The sequence below is a fragment of the Phaeodactylibacter sp. genome, assembly GCF_040219495.1.
In the GTDB taxonomy this organism is placed as follows: Bacteria; Bacteroidota; Bacteroidia; order Chitinophagales; family Saprospiraceae; genus Phaeodactylibacter.
This window is the reverse complement of sequence record NZ_JAVJSK010000067.1, coordinates 51450-71780: the sequence shown is the minus strand read 5'-3', so window position 1 is coordinate 71780 and position 20331 is coordinate 51450. Positions and strand designations below refer to the sequence as shown.

The window sequence follows — 20331 nt, the reverse complement described above, 5'->3', positions numbered from 1 at the left end:
CTCGTTTCTATTGCAAATCAACGCTTTATGAACCTGACTTCCTCACTAAATTTTCATTTAGCCCGCTAAACTCAAATTTAGTGACTTCGCCAGAGCCATAAATCCTTGATTTTCATGACAAAACCGCTCCAAACATGCTCTTAGCAAAAGTAACTACAAAGAATACCTAAATGCCCAAAGGGTGCTTTCCGGAAAAGTGCAGGTAGAGCACGGACTATTTATCCTTCATCCTTCCCACTTGTTGATGTTTACGGCTTACAATTGGCATATAAAAGACTCGGGAGGTATTATGTTGATTATCAGCTTCCGGTCTGCCTACGATATGCTCCTTTTGCTGAAAAAATACCCCGACCTAAGCGCCTTACAACAGGAAGACCCTGTAGTCAAAGGCTTTACGGCTTTACTCAGCCCCTTCTTCCCCGTTTTACCGCAGCAGCGCACCTTTCGGCAGTCCCTTTTCCTACAAAAGCTCCGGTCCCCTATGATGTGGAAAACCTGGGAGCTTTACTTTTCCTACAAGGAGCGATTAATAAAATTCGTAGGGTTTATATGGCCTGTAGGGCAATTGGCAAACCGGTTACGTTTATTTTTCCGGTCACCGGAATACCGGCAGCGGGTTTTTGAGATCCTGGACCGAGGTCGACCGTAGCCGTCAAAGAGCAGTAATGTTTGTGCTGCAACTTTTTTCGCCACAGAGGCACTAAGACACTGAGGATCACAGAGAGGGGATGCCGCTTCAGTCTCCGTGAACCTCCCTGCCCCCGTGCCTCCGTGACTACTTTTTTCGCCACAGAGACACTAAGGCACTGAGGACCACTGAGAAAACGACCTCCGTGCACCTCCGCGTCCCCGTGCCTCCGTGACTATAAAAACCCCCTCCGTGAACCTCCGTGCCCCCGTGGCTCCGTGGCTCCGTGGCTAACCAACTAACTCCCCCTTACAAAAAACTCCCCAAAAGAAAAAACCCTCCAAAATTTGGCACTATCGGCAACCCTTCGTTCTTTTGTAAAACCTAAAAGATCAGCAAACAATGCTAGTCGATAGTTTTAGGCTGACAAGCGGCAGGTTCCACCAAAAACCGCTGCTTCCTCCGCCGAAAACCGGGCAAAAAACGCTGATCTTCCCCATAATGCTAAGCCGGCACCTTGCTGGCGAAGGCAACCTATTTGCTACAACGGATAAGCCCTTTGCGACTTATCGTTGGCGAAGCCGTATAGGGGAGGCGCAGAGGGAATAGACACTGAGGCACCGTGACACTGAGGATCACTGAGATATAATCCCTACGTGACAACAACAGACACCGAGGCGCTACGGCACAGAGAACCACTGAGAAAAACAACTCTGTGAACCTCAGTGTACTCCGAGTCTCCGTGTCTAAAAAACCGTGAACCTCCGTGCCCTCCGAGCCTCCGTGTCTACAAAACCGTGTCTTAAAAACAACATGACCCCCATCCCCCAACACACCAACAACATCGGCACCCAAATAATCGGTGCAGCCATACAGGTACATAAAACACTGGGACCAGGTTTACTAGAGCGCATATACGAAGTCTGCCTCGCACACGAACTCAAAAAACTGAACCTTAAAGTCGACCGGCAACTCCATCTTCCTATTGTATATGATAATATCACATTCGAAGAAGGGCTACGGTTAGATCTCCTTGTAGAAGGTAAAGTCATCTGCGAGCTCAAAGCCGTGGAGAAAATGAATGACCTGTGGAAGGCTCAACTCCTCAGCCACCTCAAACTAGCCAATAAGCGCCTGGGGTACCTGATTAACTTTAATGTGCCTGTGCTCCGGCAGGGGATTACTCGTATCGTTAATTGAGGGGAGAGGCGCAGAGGAAATAGACACTGAGACACGATGACACTGAGGACCACTGAGAAAATCCTCCGTGACGATAACAGCCACTGAGGCACTAAGACACAGAGTACCACCGAGAAAAACACTCCGTGAACCTCCGTGTACTCCGAGCCTCCGTGACGATAACAGCCACTGAGGCACTGTGACACAAAGGATCACTGAGAAAAACACTCCGTGAACCTCCGTGTACTCCGAGCCTCCGTGTCTAAATTAAAGAGAATGAAAGTATTAATCACAGGCACCGCAGGCTTCATCGGCTACCACCTAGCCAACCGCCTCACCGCCCGAGGCGACCAAGTCACCGGCCTCGATATCATCAACAACTACTACGACCCACAGGTCAAATACAGCCGACTAAAGAACGCGGGCATTGATACCGATGCCATAGAATACGGTAAGCCCGTAAAAAGCAGCACCCACGACAACTACCAGTTCGTCAAGCTAGACCTAACGGACCGCGAAGGGCTCAACCAGCTCTTCAAAGCCGAACAGTTTGATGCGGTAGTCAACCTCGCCGCACAAGCCGGCGTGCGCTACAGCCTCATCAACCCACAAGCCTACATCGACAGCAATATCATTGGCTTCACCAATATACTGGAATGCTGCCGCCACCACGAGGTTGGGCACCTGGCATACGCTTCCAGCTCGAGCGTGTACGGACTGAACAAAAAAATGCCGCTGTCTACCGCCGATAATGTGGACCACCCCATCTCCCTCTACGCCGCCTCCAAAAAGAGCAATGAGCTGATGGCCCACACCTACAGCCACTTGTTTGGGATGCCGACTACCGGGCTGCGCTTCTTCACCGTCTATGGTCCCTGGGGCCGGCCGGATATGGCGCTCTTCCTCTTTACCGATGCCATGCTGAAAGGGGAGCCTATCAAAGTGTTCAACCACGGCAATATGGTGCGCGACTTTACTTACGTGGACGATATCGTGGAAGGCCTGGTGCGCGTCATCGATAACCCACCGCAGGGCAACCCGCAGTGGACCGGTGCCGCTCCCCTACCCGACTCCTCCGTAGCCCCCTGGAAGGTCTACAATATCGGTAACAACAACCCGGTCAAACTTATGGACTTCATCAAAGCGATTGAGGATAAACTGGGCATCACCGCCGAAAAGAATATGATGGACATACAGCCCGGTGACGTCCCCGCTACCTACGCGGATGTGCAGGACTTAATGGATAATTTTGGCTACAAACCAGAAACAACGATTCAGGAGGGGATTGATGCTTTCGTGGATTGGTACCTGGAATACTATAAAGTCCAAGCCCCAACCTCGAAGTGAAACTGAAATGTGGTTGAATGAATGTTGTTATGGACTGGGCTATCCACCAATGCTCACGGATGTTTCTCCACAAATATTCACAAATATTTGCACACAGATGCACACAAATATTTGCGCCTATTTGTGCCCCCATTTGAGCCCATTTGTGGACAACCCCATTTGAGAACATCTATGGAAGAGTCTTGCCCCACTCCCCAAAAAAACCTAACTTAAAAGCGACTTATCCAAACAACAACATGACCCAATCCATCAAAATACCCATCCACCAGCTCAACGAAGACATACTCAAAGAGCTACAGGAAAAATACCCCGGAGCAGAAGTCAACCTGATCCTTCAGGCAGCGCCCGGTAGCAGCTTGAACGAACAAGACTTCTGGGGAATCATTGACTTGCTGGACTGGGAAGCCAAAACAGATGAAGCCATCGTCCGCCCGGCAGTAGAAAAGCTTGCCCAACTCAACGCTCAAGCTATCTATAGCTTTGCCGACCTGCTCTCTGAAAAGCTATACCGGCTCGACCAAAAACAATACGCCCTACACATTGGCGAGGACGCCTGGCATCCGGTTACCTACTTCTCCGTAGACAACTTCCTGTACGCCCGGGCATGCGTCATCGCCAACGGCAAAGACTACTACGAAGAAGTATTGAGCAAGCCAGAAGCAATGCCCAAAGACCTGACCTTCGAGTCCCTGCTGTACATACCCAGCGAGGCTTTCGAGCTTAAAACCGGAAAACCCTACGACTACATACCTGCCTACCCTATTGAGACGTATAGCAATAAGCAGGGCTGGAGAGACTGAGTGGTATGGCAGAAGCAAGGTTAAAGTGTAAAGCTGCCAAGGTTAAAGGACCAGCCCTAGCACCACAAAACCAAAACACCAGACAACCCCAGGAAAACCACAACACCACAACACCATACCCCCCCCCGGAACCACCCAACCCCCTAAAGCGTTCCAATAAAGAAAGCAAGATTAGAACCATGAACATCAATCAACTATACCATACTTACCTAAGCCAGCTCAGCTGGAAAGAAAAACTAGAACTCGCTGAGTTACTCATGCAGTCCACGCTTGAATCCGTAAGACAGAAAGAGCAAACCGTATCCACACCCAATGACGATAAGCCTAAGTATACCCCGCTACAAGAAAAACTGCTCAACGGTACGGTAATGGCTAATGAAGATTATGATCTTTACCTGGAGAAAAAGAGACACTTTTAATCAGGATGGGACTTTCCACAAATGCGCACAAAGCTCTTCCACAAATGCGCACAAATATCTATCCACAAATACACACAAATATTTGCGACCATTTGTGCCCCCAATTTGTGGAAAACCCCATTTGAGACCATTTGTGGAAAACCCCATTTGAGAACATTTGTGCCCCCCCCATTTGAGAACATTTGTGCCCCCCCCATTTGAGACCATTTGTGGATCTCCCCCATTTGAGAACATTTGTGGAAAACCCCATTTGAGAACATTTGTGGACAATCCCATTTGAGAACATCTGCGGATAAATCCCCCCAATAAGTGCAACACCTACTACAAGAAGAATACTACCTCGGCAAAGAAACCTACAACATAATAGGCGCCGCCATAGAAGTCCACAAAGAACTGGGAAATGGCTTCCTCGAATCCGTCTATCAGGAAGCACTGGCTATAGAACTGACAGACCGGCAAATCCCATTCCAAAAAGAACAACCACTATCCGTACAATACAAAAACCAACTGCTCAACAAACGCTTCTTCGCTGACTTCCTCTGCTACAATGAAGTCATAGTAGAATTGAAAGCAATGGACAACATACACGAAGACCACCTGGCACAAGTGCTCAACTATCTTAAAGCTACCAATCTGAAACTGGGGCTTATCCTTAATTTTGGAACTTCAAGGCTGCAGTATAAGCGGGTAATTTTGTGATCTACGGATGGGATTCTCCACGAATGCTTTTCCACAAATGCTCACAAATATCTGTACACAAATACACACAAATATTTGCGCCCATTTGTGCCCCCATATTTGAGAACATTTGTGGAAAAATCCCATTTGAGCAAATTTGTGGACAATCCCCATTTGTGGACACCCCCCATTTGCGAACATTTGTGGATCAACCCCCACTCAAGAACATCCGTAGATAAATCCCAAAAAATGACCTCCACCATAAAAAACATAACCCTCTACACCCTAATCGCCCTACTCCTATCCTCTTGTGTTACGCACGATGAACTCCTAAACTTCAACACCGGCCCAGAATTCCCCACCACCCCGGTAGAGATTCAAAACCTGCCACAGCTGACGATACAGCCGGACGACCTCCTCTCTATACGGATAAAAGCCCTCGACCCCATCGCAGCAATGCCTTTTAATATTGACCCGGAGAACATGAACATGCAGATGATGAATGCCAGTGGCGGCATGCGCCCACTCATCGGCTACCTCGTAGACCGGGAAGGGACCATCGATATGCCGATGCTGGGGAAAATCAAGGTATTGGGAAAAACAACCGATGAAATCCGGCAGATTGTACTGGAAAAGCTGAAGCCGTTTTTGAATAACCCGGTGGTTTCTGTCCGGTTTTTGAATTTCCGGATTACGGTATTGGGGGAAGTTTCGAGACCGGGAACTTTCTTTGTGGCCAATGAACGAGTGACGGTGTTGGACATGCTTGGGCTTGCCGGAGACGTAACGTCTTACGGTAACCGTACCAATATCCTCGTGATTCGGGAAGAAGATGGTAGACGAGAGTATGCAAGATTAAATATTCAGGACCGGGATATATTCCAGTCTCCTTATTTCTACCTGCAGCAGAATGATGTCCTTTATGTGGAGCCGCTTCCGGTGCGTACGGCTTCTATCCGAGATCAATCGACAAGAATTTTGCCGTGGCTTTCGGCGATAACTGCATTGACGACTTTGGCATTAACGCTTAGTAATATATAGAGTTGAGGGGCTTGGTGAGGGCAAAAAAAGTTGAGAAGTTGAAAAGTTGAGGAGTTGAGGGGGCTTGGCGCAGGCAAAAAAAGTTGAGAAGTTGAAAAGTTGAGGAGTTGAGGGCGAGACGCGGGCTGAAGCGAGTTGAGGAGTGGAGACCAAGGCGGGTACAAGAGCGAGTTGAGGAGTTGAGGGCTAGGCGTGGGCTAGAGTGGGTTGAAAAGTTGAGGAGTTGAAGAGTTGAGGGCAGAGCTTGGGCTGGAGCGGGTTGAGGAGTGGAGAAGTACAGCCCTAAACTCTCTAGGGAAAACCCAGGCACTCAACTACCCCAAGAAGCACCCAAGCACTCAACTCATAAACTAACAATAGCCCCAGCAACGCAAATCAACTTATCAACTGGCGAAGCCACTCAACTCATAAACTAACAACAGCCCAAACACAGCAACTCAACTTATCAACTGGCAAAGCCATTCAACTTATAAACTAACAACAGCCCAAGCATAGCCCCCTCATGAACACCTACACTTTCGGCTTCGAAAAACTAAGTGTTTGGCAAAAGTCAAGAATCTATGCAGCTGGGATCTATAAGGTTACTCAGGACTTCCCTAAATCTGAGATGTACGGATTGACAAGTCAGCTAAGAAGATCAGCCATTTCCGTAAGTTCTAATTTGGCGGAAGGGACAGCACGAAAAACATCAAAAGACCAGGCCCATTTCACCACAGTCGCTTATTCAAGTCTGATGGAGTCCGTTAACCAACTCATACTAAGCTTTGATCTTGAGTATTTGGATAATGCTACTTATCAAAACCTTAGGGCACAGGCTGTAGAGATTTCTAGAATGCTTACTGCTTTGAAAAAAGCGCAAATTAGGAGTTGAGGGGAGTTTATTAACTGGCATAGTCAAAGCGCAGCACTCAACTTATAAACTGGCAACGCCACTCAACTTATCAACTGACAACAGCCCCAGCATAGCCACTCAACTTATCAACTAACAACAGCCCCAGCAACGCACTCAACTCATAAACTAACCAAAGCCCAAGCAACGCCTATCAACTTATCAACTTATCAACTGGCAACGCCACTCAACTTATCAACTGACAAAGCCCCAGCGCAGCACTCAACTCATAAACTAACCAAAGCCCAAGCAACGCCTATCAACTTATCAACTGGCGCAGCCACTCAACTTATCAACTAACACAGTCCTTGACAAGCAATAACCTAAACAACGCCGACCTCATCCAACCCGACCAAAACGATGGGGATTTCATCGATATAAAGGAGTTACTATTTGCCTTTTTACGCAACTGGTATTGGATACTCTTGTGTGTAGGCGTTGGACTGTTTGCGGCACGCATGCATCTCCGCTACACCATACCCATCTATCAGGCTAGTGAGAAAATACTAATTAAAGAAGAGAAAAGTGGTGGGCTATCGGAAGAAGCGGTTTTCCAGGAAATTGGTATGCTGAGACCCAATAATAATCTCGAAAATGAAATACAAATACTAAAGTCCCGTACCCTCATGCAGGAGGTGGTAGAGGAACTAGGACTTACCACATCTTATGTTGGGTTAGGAAGATTTAAAAACACGGAATTCTACCAAAATTCACCGGTGGTTTTAGATTCTGTGCACTGGGAGGGTAAACCTCAGGGAGTAACGCTGGAACTCCTCGTCAATGATGATGCTTCTTTTACCTTACTGGATTTGAAAAACGAAACAGAAAGTGTCCACGCTTTTTCGTCCCCCCTTATCATCGAACGGGATACTTTTTGGTTGAGGTTCCGCCCTGAAGAGAGGAGTAGTCCAACCCGAATCCAAATCCGAACAGGAATAGGGCCAGGGAGATACCTTGGCTCACTTAAAATAAGTACGGTAGGAGAAACTTATGCAAGTGTACTCAACCTCCAAATAACCGATCCTAACCGTCAGAAGGCAGTGGATATTCTCAATAAACTCGTGGAGGTCTACAACCAAGCCGCTATTGATGATAAAAATCAGGTAGCGAAGAAGACGCTGAAGTTTATTGACGAACGGCTGCGGTTGCTCACGATTGAATTAAGCGATGTAGAAGGTGGATTGGAGCAGTATAAAGAGCGGAACGAAATCCCAACCGAAGCCAGCACTACGGTCAGTATGGTACTGAGTGAAATTGCGTCCTACGATAATGCCCTCACACAGGAACAAATCCGGTTGGAATTACTGAAGACGGTGGAGGAGATGCTGAGCAGTGGTAATGTAGCGCAATATGAATTAATACCGGCCAATATTGTGCTGGAAGATGCAGGGGGCTTGGATGCCCAAATTCAACGGTACAATGAGCTGTTGCTGGACCGGGAACGGCTGCAGCGGGCAGCCGGGGCGGATAACCCGCAGCTGATTGCACTGAATGAACAGCTGCTGGGGATGCGGCAGAATATTGTGCAGAGTGTGGAAGCGGTGCGGCAAAACCTTGAGCTCTCAATACGGGAGACACAGCGTAAGCTTGGTGAGCTGCAAACACGCATCAATCAGGTCCCACGTCAGGAAAGGGAATTGCTGGAAATTAAGCGGCAACAGAATATTAAGGAGGCCTTGTTTTTGTTCCTGTTGCAAAAAAAGGAAGAAACGGCGCTTTCGGCGGCGATTACCGTGCCTAATGCACGGGTGATTGACCCGGCTATTGCTGGTGGAGGGCCGATTTCGCCAAACCCTATGCAAATCTACGCCATTGGGTTAATGCTTGGATTTGCTTTGCCCATTGGGTTGATTTTCCTCAGGGAAATGCTGGACAATAAAATCTACAGTGAAGCGGATATTAAAGGGTTAACCCAAACGCCGGTTTTGGGTGCGATTGCTGAAAGTAAGAGCGGCAACCCTATCGTAGTCAAAGCCAATAGCCGTACCGGCATTGCGGAGATGTTCCGCCTACTGCGGACCAACCTGAATTACCTCACGCAGGGGAAAAATAAACAGACGATTCTGATTACCTCAGGGATGGGTGGGGATGGTAAAACCTTTATTGCTATTAATATGGGGATTTCGCTATCGCTGACCGGGAAGCGGGTGGTCATACTAGGTATGGACCTCCGTAAGCCAAAGCTATCCAAATACCTGACCGAAGAGTCGGATTATGAAGGGGAAGGAATTACCAACTACCTCGTAGCAGATATTGACATCAATGCCCTGATCCGACCCACAGAAATCAATGAAAACCTGTTTTTTATCCCCAGTGGACCGATACCACCAAACCCGGCAGAGCTCTTGAGTGGATCAAAAACCGCTCAGCTCTTTGCAGAACTCAAGCAGCAATTTGATTACATCGTTATTGATACCGCTCCGGTCGGGCTCGTAGCCGATGCTTTCCTCTTGGAGCCCTATACCGATATCTCGTTATTCTCGGTCCGCTACGGCAAAACACCTAAGGAAATGCTGAGCGGGCTGGAGGAAATGCGGAAGGATCAAAAGCTGAAGAACCCGGCTATTGTGCTGAATGGGGTGAAGGCGGGTAAGGGGTATGGGTATGGGTACGGATATGGATATGGGTATGGGTATGGGTATGGGTATGGGTACTATGAGGAGGATCGGAAGAAGAAGAGATGGAAATTGTTTTAGGGAAAGAAGTCTAGAGTGTATAGGTTGAGAAGAGGAATAGTTGAGGAGTTGAGGAGTAGCCGAGGTAGGGTACCGGTGGTCACTCAACTTCTCAACTTTCCCCGGCACCCCCCAAGTCCTCCACTTTTCAACTCCCTCGCCTAAACTTCTCCTCTTCTCAACTAAAAAAATATAGCATCAAAACCTTCCTAAAAAAACACTTCAGTTCCCTTGCCTACTTCTACCAGCATCTCCGGTACAGGTTAGTGCTATTATTAATCGTCAGCATCCTAGTCGGACTGCTAGACGGGCTAGGCCTAGCCATGTTCCTCCCCCTACTAGAGCTGGTCGCCGATCAGGAAACCCAAGCTTCCAGTGCCGCTATGGGCAACCTGGCCTTTCTCCTCGACGGCATCCAAGCCCTCGGGCTGCAGCTCACCCTCACTGTGGTGCTGCTCACTATGCTGCTCTTCTTCTGCCTGAAGGGCATTGCCAAATGGCTGGAAACCTACCTTAATGTGATTTACCAGCAGTACTTCATCCGCAAGGTACGGGTGGAAACGATAGACGCCCTAACCAAGTACCGCTACCAAGCCTTTGTGACCGCCGACGCTGGCGCTATACAAAATACATTGAGCGGAGAAGTGCAGCGGGTCGTGCAGGCCTACCGTATGTACAGCCAAATGTTACAGAAGGGTTTGCTCGTGCTGACATACGCGGGTCTAGCTTTCCTGGCTAATCCAGAGTTTGCGCTGCTGGTATTGGTGGGTGGTGTACTCTCTAATTTTTTATTCAGCATTCTATACAAAAAGACCAAAGCGCTATCGCAACGGCTGGTAAAAAGCAGCCATAGCTTTCAGGGCTTACTCATCCAAGAAGTCGCCTTTTTTAAGTACCTGAAGGCAACGGGGAGCATTCGTCGCTACGCCCAAAACCTAAAAGAAAAGGTGTACGAAATTGAGGACTCGGTGCGAAAAATGGGGGTGCTGAATAGCATAATGGCAGGGGTTCGGGAGCCCCTGATGATGGCTATTGTGGTGGGCACTATTCTAGTGCAGGTACACTTAATGGGTGGCAGTCTGGCGACTATAATCCTAAGCCTACTCTTTTTTTACCGGGCGTTGAGTTCAGTTACTGCCTTACAGACCTCTTATAATAAATTCCTAAGCTTCTCCGGATCTCTGACCAATATGACCGACTTTGTGGCACAGCTGCGCGCAGAGCAGGAGCAGAATGGGCAAACCCAAGTGCCTGGCTTTGCCGATGCCATTACTCTGGAAAAGGTCAACTTCGGTTATCAGACAGGTGATTGGATACTACAAGATATCACCCTGCGCCTGCACCGCAATGAGACCTTGGCCCTGGTGGGCGAAAGTGGCTCGGGCAAGACCACCCTGATGAACCTACTGAGCGGGCTGCTGCAGCCAAGTCTAGGGCAGATGTACATTGATGACCTGGATAGTCAGGAGATCGATATTCGATCCCTGCAGCAGCGCATTGGCTACATTACGCAGGAAGCGGTCATTTTTGACGATACGGTCTTCAATAATGTGACCTTCTGGGCGGAAAAGACGCCGAAAAATTTGCAGCGCTTCCGGAAAGCCCTGCGCAAGGCCAGTATTCTCGACTTTGTGCTGGAACAGCCAACCGCAGAGGACGCCCGCCTCGGCAACAACGGCATCAGCCTCAGTGGGGGGCAAAAACAGCGGATTTCCATTGCGCGGGAGCTGTACAAGGACGTCGACTTCCTATTTATGGACGAGGCTACTTCTGCCCTCGACTCGGAAACAGAGCGGGCGATACAGGAAAACATAGACCTGCTAAAAGGGCAGTACACTATGTTAATAATCGCTCACCGCCTGAGCACCATCAAAAATGCTGATCGGGTAGTGGTGCTGAAAAAAGGGCGCATTGACCACATTGGTAGCTATGAAGAATTAATTGAGCAGTCCGTTTCGTTTAAACGGATGGTAGAATTGCAAGAATTATAAACAGCGATGGATTTAACAGCTAAAAGTTTACTGATTACCGGTGGGACCGGCTCCCTGGGCAAAGCTTTGACCAAGCAGATATTGGAGTCTTCGCCAAAAATCAAGCGCCTCGTCATTTTCTCCCGCGATGAGCAGAAGCAATTCCAAATGGCCCAGGAGTTCCCGGCGAGTCAGTATCCGGGTGTAAGGTATTTCATTGGTGATATCCGGGACTACGAACGCCTGAAAAGAGCGCTGAAAGGCATTGATTATGTCATCCACGCTGCGGCTATGAAGCATGTGCCTATTGCGGAGTATAACCCAATGGAGTGCGTGAAAACGAATATCCTTGGTGCAGAGAACCTGATCAATGCCTGTCTGGAAACAGAAGTGGAACGGGTAGTTGCCTTATCTACCGATAAAGCCGCCGCTCCTGTCAACCTGTACGGGGCCACCAAGCTTGCTTCAGACAAGCTGTTCGTCGCTGCCAACAATATCACCGGCTGGAACCCCATCAAATTCTCTGTAGTGCGCTACGGTAATGTGATGGGCAGTAATGGTTCAGTTATTCCTTTCTTTTTGAAGAAACGGAAAGAGGGGGTATTACCTATCACAGAACCCACAATGACCCGCTTCAACATCAGCCTGCAGAGCGGGGTGGATATGGTGATGCACGCACTTGAGCACGCCTGGGGCGGTGAAATCCTAGTGCCAAAAATCCCCTCTTACCGCATACTGGATGTAGCGGAAGCGATTGGCCCGGATTGCGAAAAGCCTGTTATCGGCATCCGTCCGGGGGAGAAAATCCATGAGGAGATGATTACGGCCTCTGACTCTTTTTACACCTACGACTTGGGCAAATACTACGCTATCCTGCCTTCTACTCACAAATGGAAGCTGGGCGAATACGTGGAGCACTTCAAAGCGGAGAAAGTGGACATGGGCTTTCGGTATAATTCCGGGGAGAATACGGAGTGGGAGACGGTGGAAAGCTTAAGAAAGCTAATCAAAGAACACGTTGATCCAAACTTTAGAGAGGTATAGATGGTAGAAAAGATATTGATAACTGGAGCCTCTGGAATGCTTGGAAGAATGGTCTTTGATGCTTTCAGGTCGTTTTACAATGATGCCAAGATTACTACTCTCTCCAGATCATCTTTTGAGGCTTCTGAAAATCACGTTCAATTAGATCTTTCCAACCTTGAGGCGCTATCACAATTTCTGAATGATCAGCACTTTGATGTTCTGGTCCATTGCGCAGCTTTTGTTAACCTGGCGTATTGTAAGGAGAATCCCGAAGAGACGAAAAGGTTACACGTTAAGTCTCCGGAGTTATTGAGTAGCAAAATTAAGAAGGTATATTATATTTCTACAGACTCGGTATTTGATGGGCAAAAAGACCGCTACCGTGAAACGGATGAAACAAAGCCTCTTAACATCTATGCAGAAACGAAGCATCAGGGCGAGCTGGCAGTAACCGCTAATGCCTACGAAGCTTTTATTGTCCGCTGCAATATTTTTGGTTTCCATTTTCCGATGGGAAAATCCCTCTTTGAATGGGCCTATAAGGAGCTTGCACAAAGGAAGGAAATCAATGGCTTCAGCAATGTAATGTTCAATCCTCTTTACACCGGTAATCTTGCTGAAATGCTTGTGCAATTTCATAACCTGAGCCCGGAGCCGGGTACCTATCATTTTGGATGCAAAAACCCGCTGAGCAAGTACGATTTCCTTATTAAAGTTGCAGCTACCTTTGGTTTTGATCAGGATATTATTAAGCCGGTAGAACTTGATCCTGTAAGCTTGGGAGAAAGAAGACCACTGAACACAAGTCTCAATACAACCAGGCTGGAAAGTTCAGGAGTGGCGGTGCCTGGTATTGAGGAATGTCTTAAAACACTTCAACGCGATTTTAATCAAGTATATGAATATGGACAAGAGTTTTAAAATAGGAAATACGCCTGTCGGCCCCAATCATCCACCCTATTATATTGCTGATATCGGAGCCAATCACGACGGAAAGCTCGAAAGAGCGTTTAAGTTGATTGAACTCGCCAAAGAAGCAGGTGCTAATGCAGCAAAGTTTCAGAATTTCCAGGCATCAAAAATTGTTAGCGAGAAAGGGTTCAAACAATTTTCAAGACAGCTTTCGCATCAGGAGAATTGGAAAAAGTCAGTTTTTGAAACTTACCAAGATGCTAGTATCAACAAAGAATGGACTGCAAAGCTTAAAGAGAAGTGTGACGAAGTTGGTATCGAGTACTTCACCAGCCCTTATGATTTTGAATCCGTTGACTTAGTTGATCCCTTTGTTGATATTTATAAAATAGGGTCGGGTGATATTACATGGATCGACATAATAGAATTCATTTTTTCAAAGAATAAACCAGTGCTTATTGCAACGGGAGCTTCAGAAATGGAAGATGTAGAAAGAGTAATGAAGGTTGCTAATAAATATGATAACCCGGTTTGCTTAATGCAGTGTAATACAAACTATACTGTTGATGCTGATAAGTATAAATATGTGAACCTCAATGTACTTAATACTTATAAGGAATCTTTTCCAGATGTGGTGCTGGGGCTTTCTGATCATACACTCGGTTGTGCTACGGTTGGAGGGGCTATCGCGATTGGTGCAAGGATCATTGAGAAGCATTTTACTGATGACAATCACCGAGATGGCCCCGATCATAAGTTTGCCATGAACCCTGCATTGTGGAGAACCATGGTAGATTTAGGTAATGAAATCTACTGTTCGCTGGGAGATGGTGTTAAGAAAGTTGAGGAGAACGAAAAGGATTCGTTGGTCGTACAACAAAGATCTTTACGGGCCGTCGCCAACATGAAAATTGGTAGTATTCTTAAAAAAGAAGATATAGTTGTCTTACGCCCTAAGCCTGAGGCAAGTTATGCGCCTTATTTTATCGATGAGTTGGTTGGGAAAGAATTAAAGAAATCTATCGCTGCTGGTGAGCATTTTACAGAAAAGCACTTCAACTGAGATGATAATACAGGGAAAAATAGGCCTTCGTGCCATTGAAGATGATGATTTGGAACAACTCCGAGATTGGAGGAATCAGCCTCATTTCCGAAAAAATTTTCGAGAAGTCAAAGAGTTGGGTATGTACAACCAGCGGGCTTGGCTAACTAAAGTGAACCAAAGTTCCAATGACTATATGTTTGCTATCCTTGAATTAGAAAATAATAGACTCATAGGCGCCGGCGGGCTACTATACATTGATTGGATATTGAGATCAGCCGACTTTTCAATTTATATAGGTGAAAAGGGTGAATATCTAAATTCTGAGGGCTATGGCGGTGATGCAGCAAAGGGATTGTTAGAGTATGGGTTCAATTTTCTGAATATGAATAAGATATGGATGGAACTATATGAATACGACAATGCAAAGATCGATTTTTTTACAAAAAAAATGGGCTTCAAAATTGATGGTAAACTTCGTCAAAACTGTTTTTATAAGGGTGCCTATTATGATTCGTTAATTATTTCTTTGTTGGCTACCGAGTATCATGAATTAACTAACTCTAATAATAATACTCTTACAATTTGAGCAAACTTGCCATTATACCTGCAAGAGGAGGCAGTAAGCGTATTCCTCGTAAGAACATTAAGCTTTTTTTGGGAAAACCAATAATTAGTTATTCCATCGAAGCTGCTATAGCATCAGGTTTGTTTGATGAGGTAATGGTTTCCACAGATGATGAAGAAATAGCTGAGATTGCAAGAAGCCACGGAGCAAAGGTGCCTTTTATGCGAAGCAATAAAAATGCAGATGATTTTGCAACTACTTCAGATGTTATTCATGAAGTGCTGCAGCATTACAAAATAATAGGTAATTCTTTTGAATTTGTATGCTGTATATACCCTACTGCTCCTCTTATTAGTACGGCTAACCTGAAAAAAGCCTTTAATATTTTAGAAGCAAAAGGCTACATGTCGGTCTTTCCTGCAATTAATTTCAGCTATCCTATTTGGCGGTCCTTAAAGATGGAACCTGATGGTAGGGTATTGATGAATTGGCCAGAATATGAGAAAACTCGCTCACAAGACCTACCTACAGCCTATCATGATGCGGGCCAGTTTTACTGGCTCTGTGTTGATAACTTTATGAAAGAGCAAAAGCTATTTGGAGCAAATAGTGGAGTATTATTGCTTAGTGAAATTGAAGTACAAGACATCGACAACATTGAAGACTGGATTTTAGCAGAGTTAAAGATGCAGATAAGAAACAAAGGAGACGTTTCAGATTTGGAAATTTCAAATAAGCAGTAAAAAAATCCTAAATCTGTGAATTCTCCGAGGCAAGCCTCGGAGAATTCACAGATTAAAGGGCGGGCGTTTAGCCGTTCGCTTTATGTGGTGAAGGATATTAAGAAGGGGGAGGTGATTACGGAGGATAATGTGCGGAGTATTCGACCGGGGTATGGGGGGCATCCGAAATTTCTAAAAGGCTGGATAGGTAAGCGGTCTACCCGAATTTATAAGAAAGGAGACCGTTTCCTTGGAGAATAAGAATAGTAGCAAAATAAGTAGGAAATATTCTTTCTCGACGAAAATGAACTTAAATAGATGAAACACGGAATAGGAAATAAAATCACATCCTTTATAGGTAAAAAGCACAGTCTTCTCCTCCAACAGTACAGAAATAGAAATCCTAGGGCTGTCAAGTTTCAAATGCTTCTATCTAATTTGATTAACGATTCTTACAACTTGAACTTAATAGAATTCCACTTGAAAGAACTAGATGTTGAGTTCGATAACAATATAAAAAGCCTATTATATGCCATCGTCTACTCATATCAAGAAAGTCGATCAGAAGAAGAAGTTCTTTCCATTTTAGAAAAAATCAAAAGATCAAAAAATATTTTGACTCCTGGTCAATGGTTAGAGTTTTCAATGTACTTTTTGGCTATGGGTTTTTTCCAATCCTCACTTATGTGTAGGAACTTCTCTTATAAGCAATTCGATGCAAAAAGCAAGCTAAATAGAGTGGTTTATCCCTTTAATTACAACACATTAAACTTAGCTAAGCTTTTTGATAGTGGCAATCTTAACGAGTTCCAAAAAGAAATCCAAAGACTTAAAGGCAATAACAATAAATATTGGGAAGCAATATTTCTAAATAACTACGAAAAAGCCAAAAATGATGCTCCACAACTCTTTGAGTTTATAAACTCCAAGTCTATTGCAATTGTAGGTCCCTTAAAGTTCGATGATAATTATAAAAAAGAAATTGAAAGCCATGATATTATCGTAGAGCTTAATGCACTTAACTCAAAACGTGAAGCAGTTAAAAATAAATATCATGCTCAACCATCCATAGTTACATACAATAACTATCGAATTGATTGTCTGAAAAAGCAAGGCTTTAATGATATAATTCCTAATGTTAAGTTCCATATCGTAAAAAGGACGAAATATCTTGAAAATCTATCCAAACATGGTTCTGTGCATGTCATCCCAAGTACAGTTACTTTAAATTGGAATGGCTCATTTTCAATGATGGAGAATACGGTAGCTGATTTATTGTTATTCAATCCAAAATCCATTAAGATATATGGAGTAGACTTATTTACAAGTTATGATTACGATCCTTCATATGGTAATCCATTCCCGAAACAGCTAGCAACTATAACACTGAATTTCTCCGTCCACGATATATTTATGAATTATATGTTTATGCATAATTTATTTACAAAACGACTTGTGAGTGGAGATAGAAGATTAGAAAATGTATTAAAAATGGGTATTTCAAACTATACTTCAAAACTAAAAAGTGTGTACCCTAAGATGATTGGGGGACAACCAATTGATGTACAAAACCCATAAACGATTGTAATTTCCAATAAAACATAGTCAAAGCTCGATAAGTTTTCTCATCAATAACTACTGTAAAATATCAAAAATTGAGTATACTAGGTTTACTTAATCGAAAAAGTGGTTTATTAAGTGTGGATGTGAGAAAAGTGAAATCGACACTAGATGATTTAGTGACGAATTCTACCTTTCTGGTACTTGGTGGTGCTGGCTCTATAGGGCAAGCCGTCACGAAAGAAATTTTTAAACGCAACCCCAAAAAGCTGCATGTTGTCGACATCAGTGAGAACAATCTGGTAGAACTGGTCAGAGACATACGAAGCTCCTATGGATACATCGATGGAGAATTCAAGACTTTCGCTCTCGATATCGGCTCCTGGCAATACGATGCATTTATTCAGGCCGATGGCTCTTATGACTACGTACTAAATCTCTCAGCTTTGAAGCACGTACGCAGCGAAAAAGACCCCTATACGCTGATGCGGATGATTGAAACCAATATTTTCAATACGACGAAAACAATTCAACAAAGCATAGATAAAGGCACCCGAAAATATTTTTGCGTATCGACAGACAAAGCTGCAAATCCGGTCAACATGATGGGGGCTTCAAAGCGGATTATGGAAATGTTTGCCATGCGCGAAAGCCAAAATATTGGTATCTCGATGGCAAGATTTGCCAATGTGGCATTTTCGGATGGTTCTTTACTACATAGTTTTAATCAAAGGTTAGCGAAAACTCAGCCTATTGTGGCGCCGAGTGATGTAAGGCGATATTTTGTAACTCCACAGGAATCGGGAGAGCTCTGCCTTATGTCTTGCCTGCTTGGAACAGACAGGAGAAATTAACTTTTTCCAAAATTGGATAAAGGTCGTCTTCCTTAAAGAATTCGTTTTAAGAAGACTTTATTTTTCATACTCAATCTTAAAACCTTAATTTCTATATCTTGAAAGTAGGAGTAGTTGGAGGTGGAATAATTGGATTAGCCACTGGAAAATTGATATCAGAAAAAGGACATCAAGTTTCTGTCTTTGAAAAAGACACTATAGGAAGTCATCAATCAGGTAATAATAGTGGGGTATTGCACTGTGGCTTACATTACAAACCAGGCTCTCTAAAGGCAAAGCTTGCAGTTGAAGGAGTAAGGAAAATGATAGAGTACTGCAGGGTTAACGATATTGATCATGATGTTTGTGGTAAAGTCGTGGTAGCTAATAGTTCTGAAGAACTATCTAGGCTTGAAAAACTTGCCCTCAGAGGGAAAAAAAATGGTCTGAAGGGGCTTCAATATTTAAATAATGCCGAATTAAAGAAAAGAGAACCATATGCTAGGGCTATAAAAGCCTTATTGGTACCTGAAGAGGGTATAGTTGATTATAAGAAGGTATTGTATTCTTTTAAGAGGGATATTGAAAAGCATTCAGGAAAAGTATTTGAAAAGTCTAAAGTTCATGGCATCAGCGGCATCAAACGATTGGCCTTGCTCTCCCGCCCGATGCGGTACTGGAAGCAAAATATACGGCACCAAATTTTCATCATTGGTTGCGGCCTGCACAACCTGCGAGTCCGCTTTCGGAGCTCCGCGTATGCACGCGGCGCGCAAGCGGGTGCGCGCACGTTTGTTTAATCTTTTAACTTGATTAACTTGAATGAACTGCCCCGAGGCAGAGCCTCGGAGTATCAAGCGGCATAACATTATTTCTTTCCGATGCAAGCATCGGGGAATTAGACCACTTTAGATTAAAATCTAATGAAAAAAATAATCCAAAAAAATCTCCCTAAGTTGTATCTAAAGTTGCTAATATACAACCAAACTATAAACTGGAAGAAACGTAATTTAAAACTAACAGAGATAGAATTTAATAACCTGAAACTAATCCGAAAATTTTCTAGACAACATGTTCTTCTCTGCGGATATCCTAAAAGCGGTAATACCTGGTTGCGTTTCTTTTTAGCACATTATTCAATTTTACAGCAAGAAACAGTAGCATCAACTATCACTTATTCTGAATTGAATGAGATTCAAAATTTAATATTAGAACGTCCTTTCAATAGAAAAAAGTATTCCAGAAAAAGTAATAGCCTAATAGATAAAATCGTCTGGACTCATGCACCATTCAAAAGCGATTACTCTAAATTCATATCTAAGTACTTATTGATATATAGAAATCCGCTAGATACATTAGCCTCCTCCTGGAACTATCATGTGAAAAACAGAAATAATTTAAAGCGAATCGGTTATCCAAAAAATGATATAAACGCCTACGTAAAGTTAAGATATGTAGACTGGGAAAAATATATGGTGTCTTACAGTCAACTTGACGAACATCAAGTTCTTGCAGTCTCTTACGAAGAGCTTTTAAAAGAACCTGTAGGAAGTTTTAAAAAAATACTCAGCTTCTCTTATCCAAATCATAATTGTGATCTGGATAAGTTAAAAAAAGCTATAGAGTTATCATCATTTAATTCCGTTAAAACTATGGGTCGAATTAAAGATCAACAACATGGCATGGCGGCGGCTAACAAAGGGGAGTTTGCAAGAAAAGGTATAATAGGGTCATATAAAAACGAATTAACAGAAGATACAATTGATTATATCAAAAATAAGGTAGAAAAAAACTCAATAATCACTTCGCTAAATATTAAATACGAATAGACTATAGCTTCTGAGCCAGTGTCTCGAAACTAATTTCAGGATACCCCCTATCTAGATTCCGCTAAATGACATATAGTGTAGAATCTTGACTACTTCATACAAATAAAATTGCAGTGGTAAAGGTCGCACTATATTATCAAAAAACATTAGGAGCCTACCCAATTAAATAACCATTTTCCAGGTTCAATTACCACGGGGGCGACTAGAATTAGA

At 44.3% G+C, this 20331-nt stretch carries 19 protein-coding genes and 1 pseudogene; all 20 read left to right on the top strand.

All coding sequences use genetic code 11. The features are described 5' to 3' along the window. The first annotated feature begins 289 nt into the window (after positions 1–289). Complete coding sequence (locus tag RIC19_RS10000) at positions 290–649, top strand: hypothetical protein (RefSeq protein ID WP_350178169.1); 360 nt, start codon at positions 290–292, stop codon at positions 647–649. Positions 650–1441: 792 nt separating this feature from the next. Further along, positions 1442–1828 (top strand): GxxExxY protein, encoded by a 387-nt coding sequence (locus tag RIC19_RS09995; RefSeq protein ID WP_350178168.1) that lies wholly within the window; start codon positions 1442–1444, stop codon positions 1826–1828. 255 nt (positions 1829–2083) lie between these two features. Next, positions 2084–3154, top strand: coding sequence for an NAD-dependent epimerase (locus RIC19_RS09990; protein WP_350178167.1), 1071 nt, complete (start codon positions 2084–2086; stop codon positions 3152–3154). A 236-nt stretch (positions 3155–3390) separates the two neighbouring features. Beyond that, entirely contained in the window at positions 3391–3954 is a 564-nt protein-coding gene (locus RIC19_RS09985) for a DUF4240 domain-containing protein (protein WP_350178166.1), read from the top strand. Between the two features lie 179 nt (positions 3955–4133). Further along, positions 4134–4373, top strand: coding sequence for a hypothetical protein (locus RIC19_RS09980; protein ID WP_350178165.1), 240 nt, complete (start codon positions 4134–4136; stop codon positions 4371–4373). A 309-nt stretch (positions 4374–4682) separates the two neighbouring features. Further along, positions 4683–5072, top strand: coding sequence for a GxxExxY protein (locus tag RIC19_RS09975; RefSeq protein WP_350178164.1), 390 nt, complete (start codon positions 4683–4685; stop codon positions 5070–5072). 228 nt (positions 5073–5300) lie between these two features. After that, positions 5301–6092, top strand: a complete 792-nt coding sequence (locus RIC19_RS09970; RefSeq protein ID WP_350178163.1) for a polysaccharide biosynthesis/export family protein — start codon at positions 5301–5303, stop codon at positions 6090–6092. A gap of 502 nt (positions 6093–6594) precedes the next feature. Continuing rightward, complete coding sequence (locus RIC19_RS09965; RefSeq protein ID WP_350178162.1) at positions 6595–6963, top strand: four helix bundle protein; 369 nt, start codon at positions 6595–6597, stop codon at positions 6961–6963. A 326-nt stretch (positions 6964–7289) separates the two neighbouring features. Then, positions 7290–9677 carry a GumC family protein gene (locus RIC19_RS09960; protein WP_350178161.1) on the top strand — a complete coding sequence of 796 codons (2388 nt, stop codon included), beginning with the start codon at positions 7290–7292 and terminating at the stop codon, positions 9675–9677. A gap of 245 nt (positions 9678–9922) precedes the next feature. Next, entirely contained in the window at positions 9923–11647 is a 1725-nt protein-coding gene (locus tag RIC19_RS09955; protein WP_350178160.1) for an ABC transporter ATP-binding protein, read from the top strand. A gap of 6 nt (positions 11648–11653) precedes the next feature. Beyond that, on the top strand, positions 11654–12670 hold the full coding sequence (gene pseB / locus RIC19_RS09950) for a UDP-N-acetylglucosamine 4,6-dehydratase (inverting) (RefSeq protein ID WP_350178159.1): 1017 nt from the start codon (positions 11654–11656) through the stop codon (positions 12668–12670). Beyond that, complete coding sequence (locus RIC19_RS09945) at positions 12671–13573, top strand: dTDP-4-dehydrorhamnose reductase family protein (protein WP_350178158.1); 903 nt, start codon at positions 12671–12673, stop codon at positions 13571–13573. It abuts the gene before it with no gap. Then, positions 13551–14627, top strand: a complete 1077-nt coding sequence (locus RIC19_RS09940; RefSeq protein ID WP_502930831.1) for an N-acetylneuraminate synthase family protein — start codon at positions 13551–13553, stop codon at positions 14625–14627. Before RIC19_RS09945 ends, RIC19_RS09940 begins: the two co-directional genes overlap by 23 nt. Continuing rightward, a complete protein-coding gene (locus tag RIC19_RS09935) occupies positions 14596–15195 on the top strand; it encodes a GNAT family N-acetyltransferase (RefSeq protein ID WP_350178157.1) in 600 nt (199 codons plus the stop codon). The genes RIC19_RS09940 and RIC19_RS09935 overlap by 32 nt, the downstream gene beginning before the upstream one ends. Beyond that, complete coding sequence (pseF, locus tag RIC19_RS09930; RefSeq protein ID WP_350178156.1) at positions 15192–15917, top strand: pseudaminic acid cytidylyltransferase; 726 nt, start codon at positions 15192–15194, stop codon at positions 15915–15917. The genes RIC19_RS09935 and pseF overlap by 4 nt, the downstream gene beginning before the upstream one ends. A 15-nt stretch (positions 15918–15932) precedes the next feature. Further along, the gene (locus RIC19_RS09925; RefSeq protein WP_350178155.1) at positions 15933–16157 is read left to right on the top strand and encodes an SAF domain-containing protein; all 225 of its coding nucleotides are present in this window, start codon (positions 15933–15935) and stop codon (positions 16155–16157) included. Between the two features lie 219 nt (positions 16158–16376). Next, entirely contained in the window at positions 16377–17474 is a 1098-nt protein-coding gene (locus RIC19_RS09920; protein WP_350178154.1) for a hypothetical protein, read from the top strand. A gap of 122 nt (positions 17475–17596) precedes the next feature. After that, positions 17597–18301, top strand: a pseudogene (locus RIC19_RS09915) (UDP-N-acetylglucosamine 4,6-dehydratase); the annotation flags it as partial. A gap of 107 nt (positions 18302–18408) precedes the next feature. Continuing rightward, on the top strand, positions 18409–19089 hold the full coding sequence (locus RIC19_RS09910) for an NAD(P)/FAD-dependent oxidoreductase (protein WP_350178153.1): 681 nt from the start codon (positions 18409–18411) through the stop codon (positions 19087–19089). Between the two features lie 123 nt (positions 19090–19212). Then, the gene (locus RIC19_RS09905) at positions 19213–20118 is read left to right on the top strand and encodes a sulfotransferase domain-containing protein (protein ID WP_350178152.1); all 906 of its coding nucleotides are present in this window, start codon (positions 19213–19215) and stop codon (positions 20116–20118) included. Positions 20119–20331: the final 213 nt, after the last annotated feature.

Bases quoted from the DNA above. Each gene is read 5' to 3' on its own strand.
- RIC19_RS10000 (WP_350178169.1), top strand. From the start codon at position 290: ATGTTGATTATCAGCTTCCGGTCTGCCTACGATATGCTCCTTTTGCTG.
- RIC19_RS09985 (WP_350178166.1), top strand. From the start codon at position 3,391: ATGACCCAATCCATCAAAATACCCATCCACCAGCTCAACGAAGACATA.
- RIC19_RS09980 (WP_350178165.1), top strand. From the start codon at position 4,134: ATGAACATCAATCAACTATACCATACTTACCTAAGCCAGCTCAGCTGG.
- RIC19_RS09970 (WP_350178163.1), top strand. From the start codon at position 5,301: ATGACCTCCACCATAAAAAACATAACCCTCTACACCCTAATCGCCCTA.
- RIC19_RS09940 (WP_502930831.1), top strand. From the start codon at position 13,551: ATGAATATGGACAAGAGTTTTAAAATAGGAAATACGCCTGTCGGCCCC.
- RIC19_RS09995 (WP_350178168.1), top strand. From the start codon at position 1,442: ATGACCCCCATCCCCCAACACACCAACAACATCGGCACCCAAATAATC.
- RIC19_RS09905 (WP_350178152.1), top strand. From the start codon at position 19,213: ATGAAAAAAATAATCCAAAAAAATCTCCCTAAGTTGTATCTAAAGTTG.
- RIC19_RS09990 (WP_350178167.1), top strand. From the start codon at position 2,084: ATGAAAGTATTAATCACAGGCACCGCAGGCTTCATCGGCTACCACCTA.
- pseB (WP_350178159.1), top strand. From the start codon at position 11,654: ATGGATTTAACAGCTAAAAGTTTACTGATTACCGGTGGGACCGGCTCC.
- RIC19_RS09965 (WP_350178162.1), top strand. From the start codon at position 6,595: ATGAACACCTACACTTTCGGCTTCGAAAAACTAAGTGTTTGGCAAAAG.
- RIC19_RS09945 (WP_350178158.1), top strand. From the start codon at position 12,671: ATGGTAGAAAAGATATTGATAACTGGAGCCTCTGGAATGCTTGGAAGA.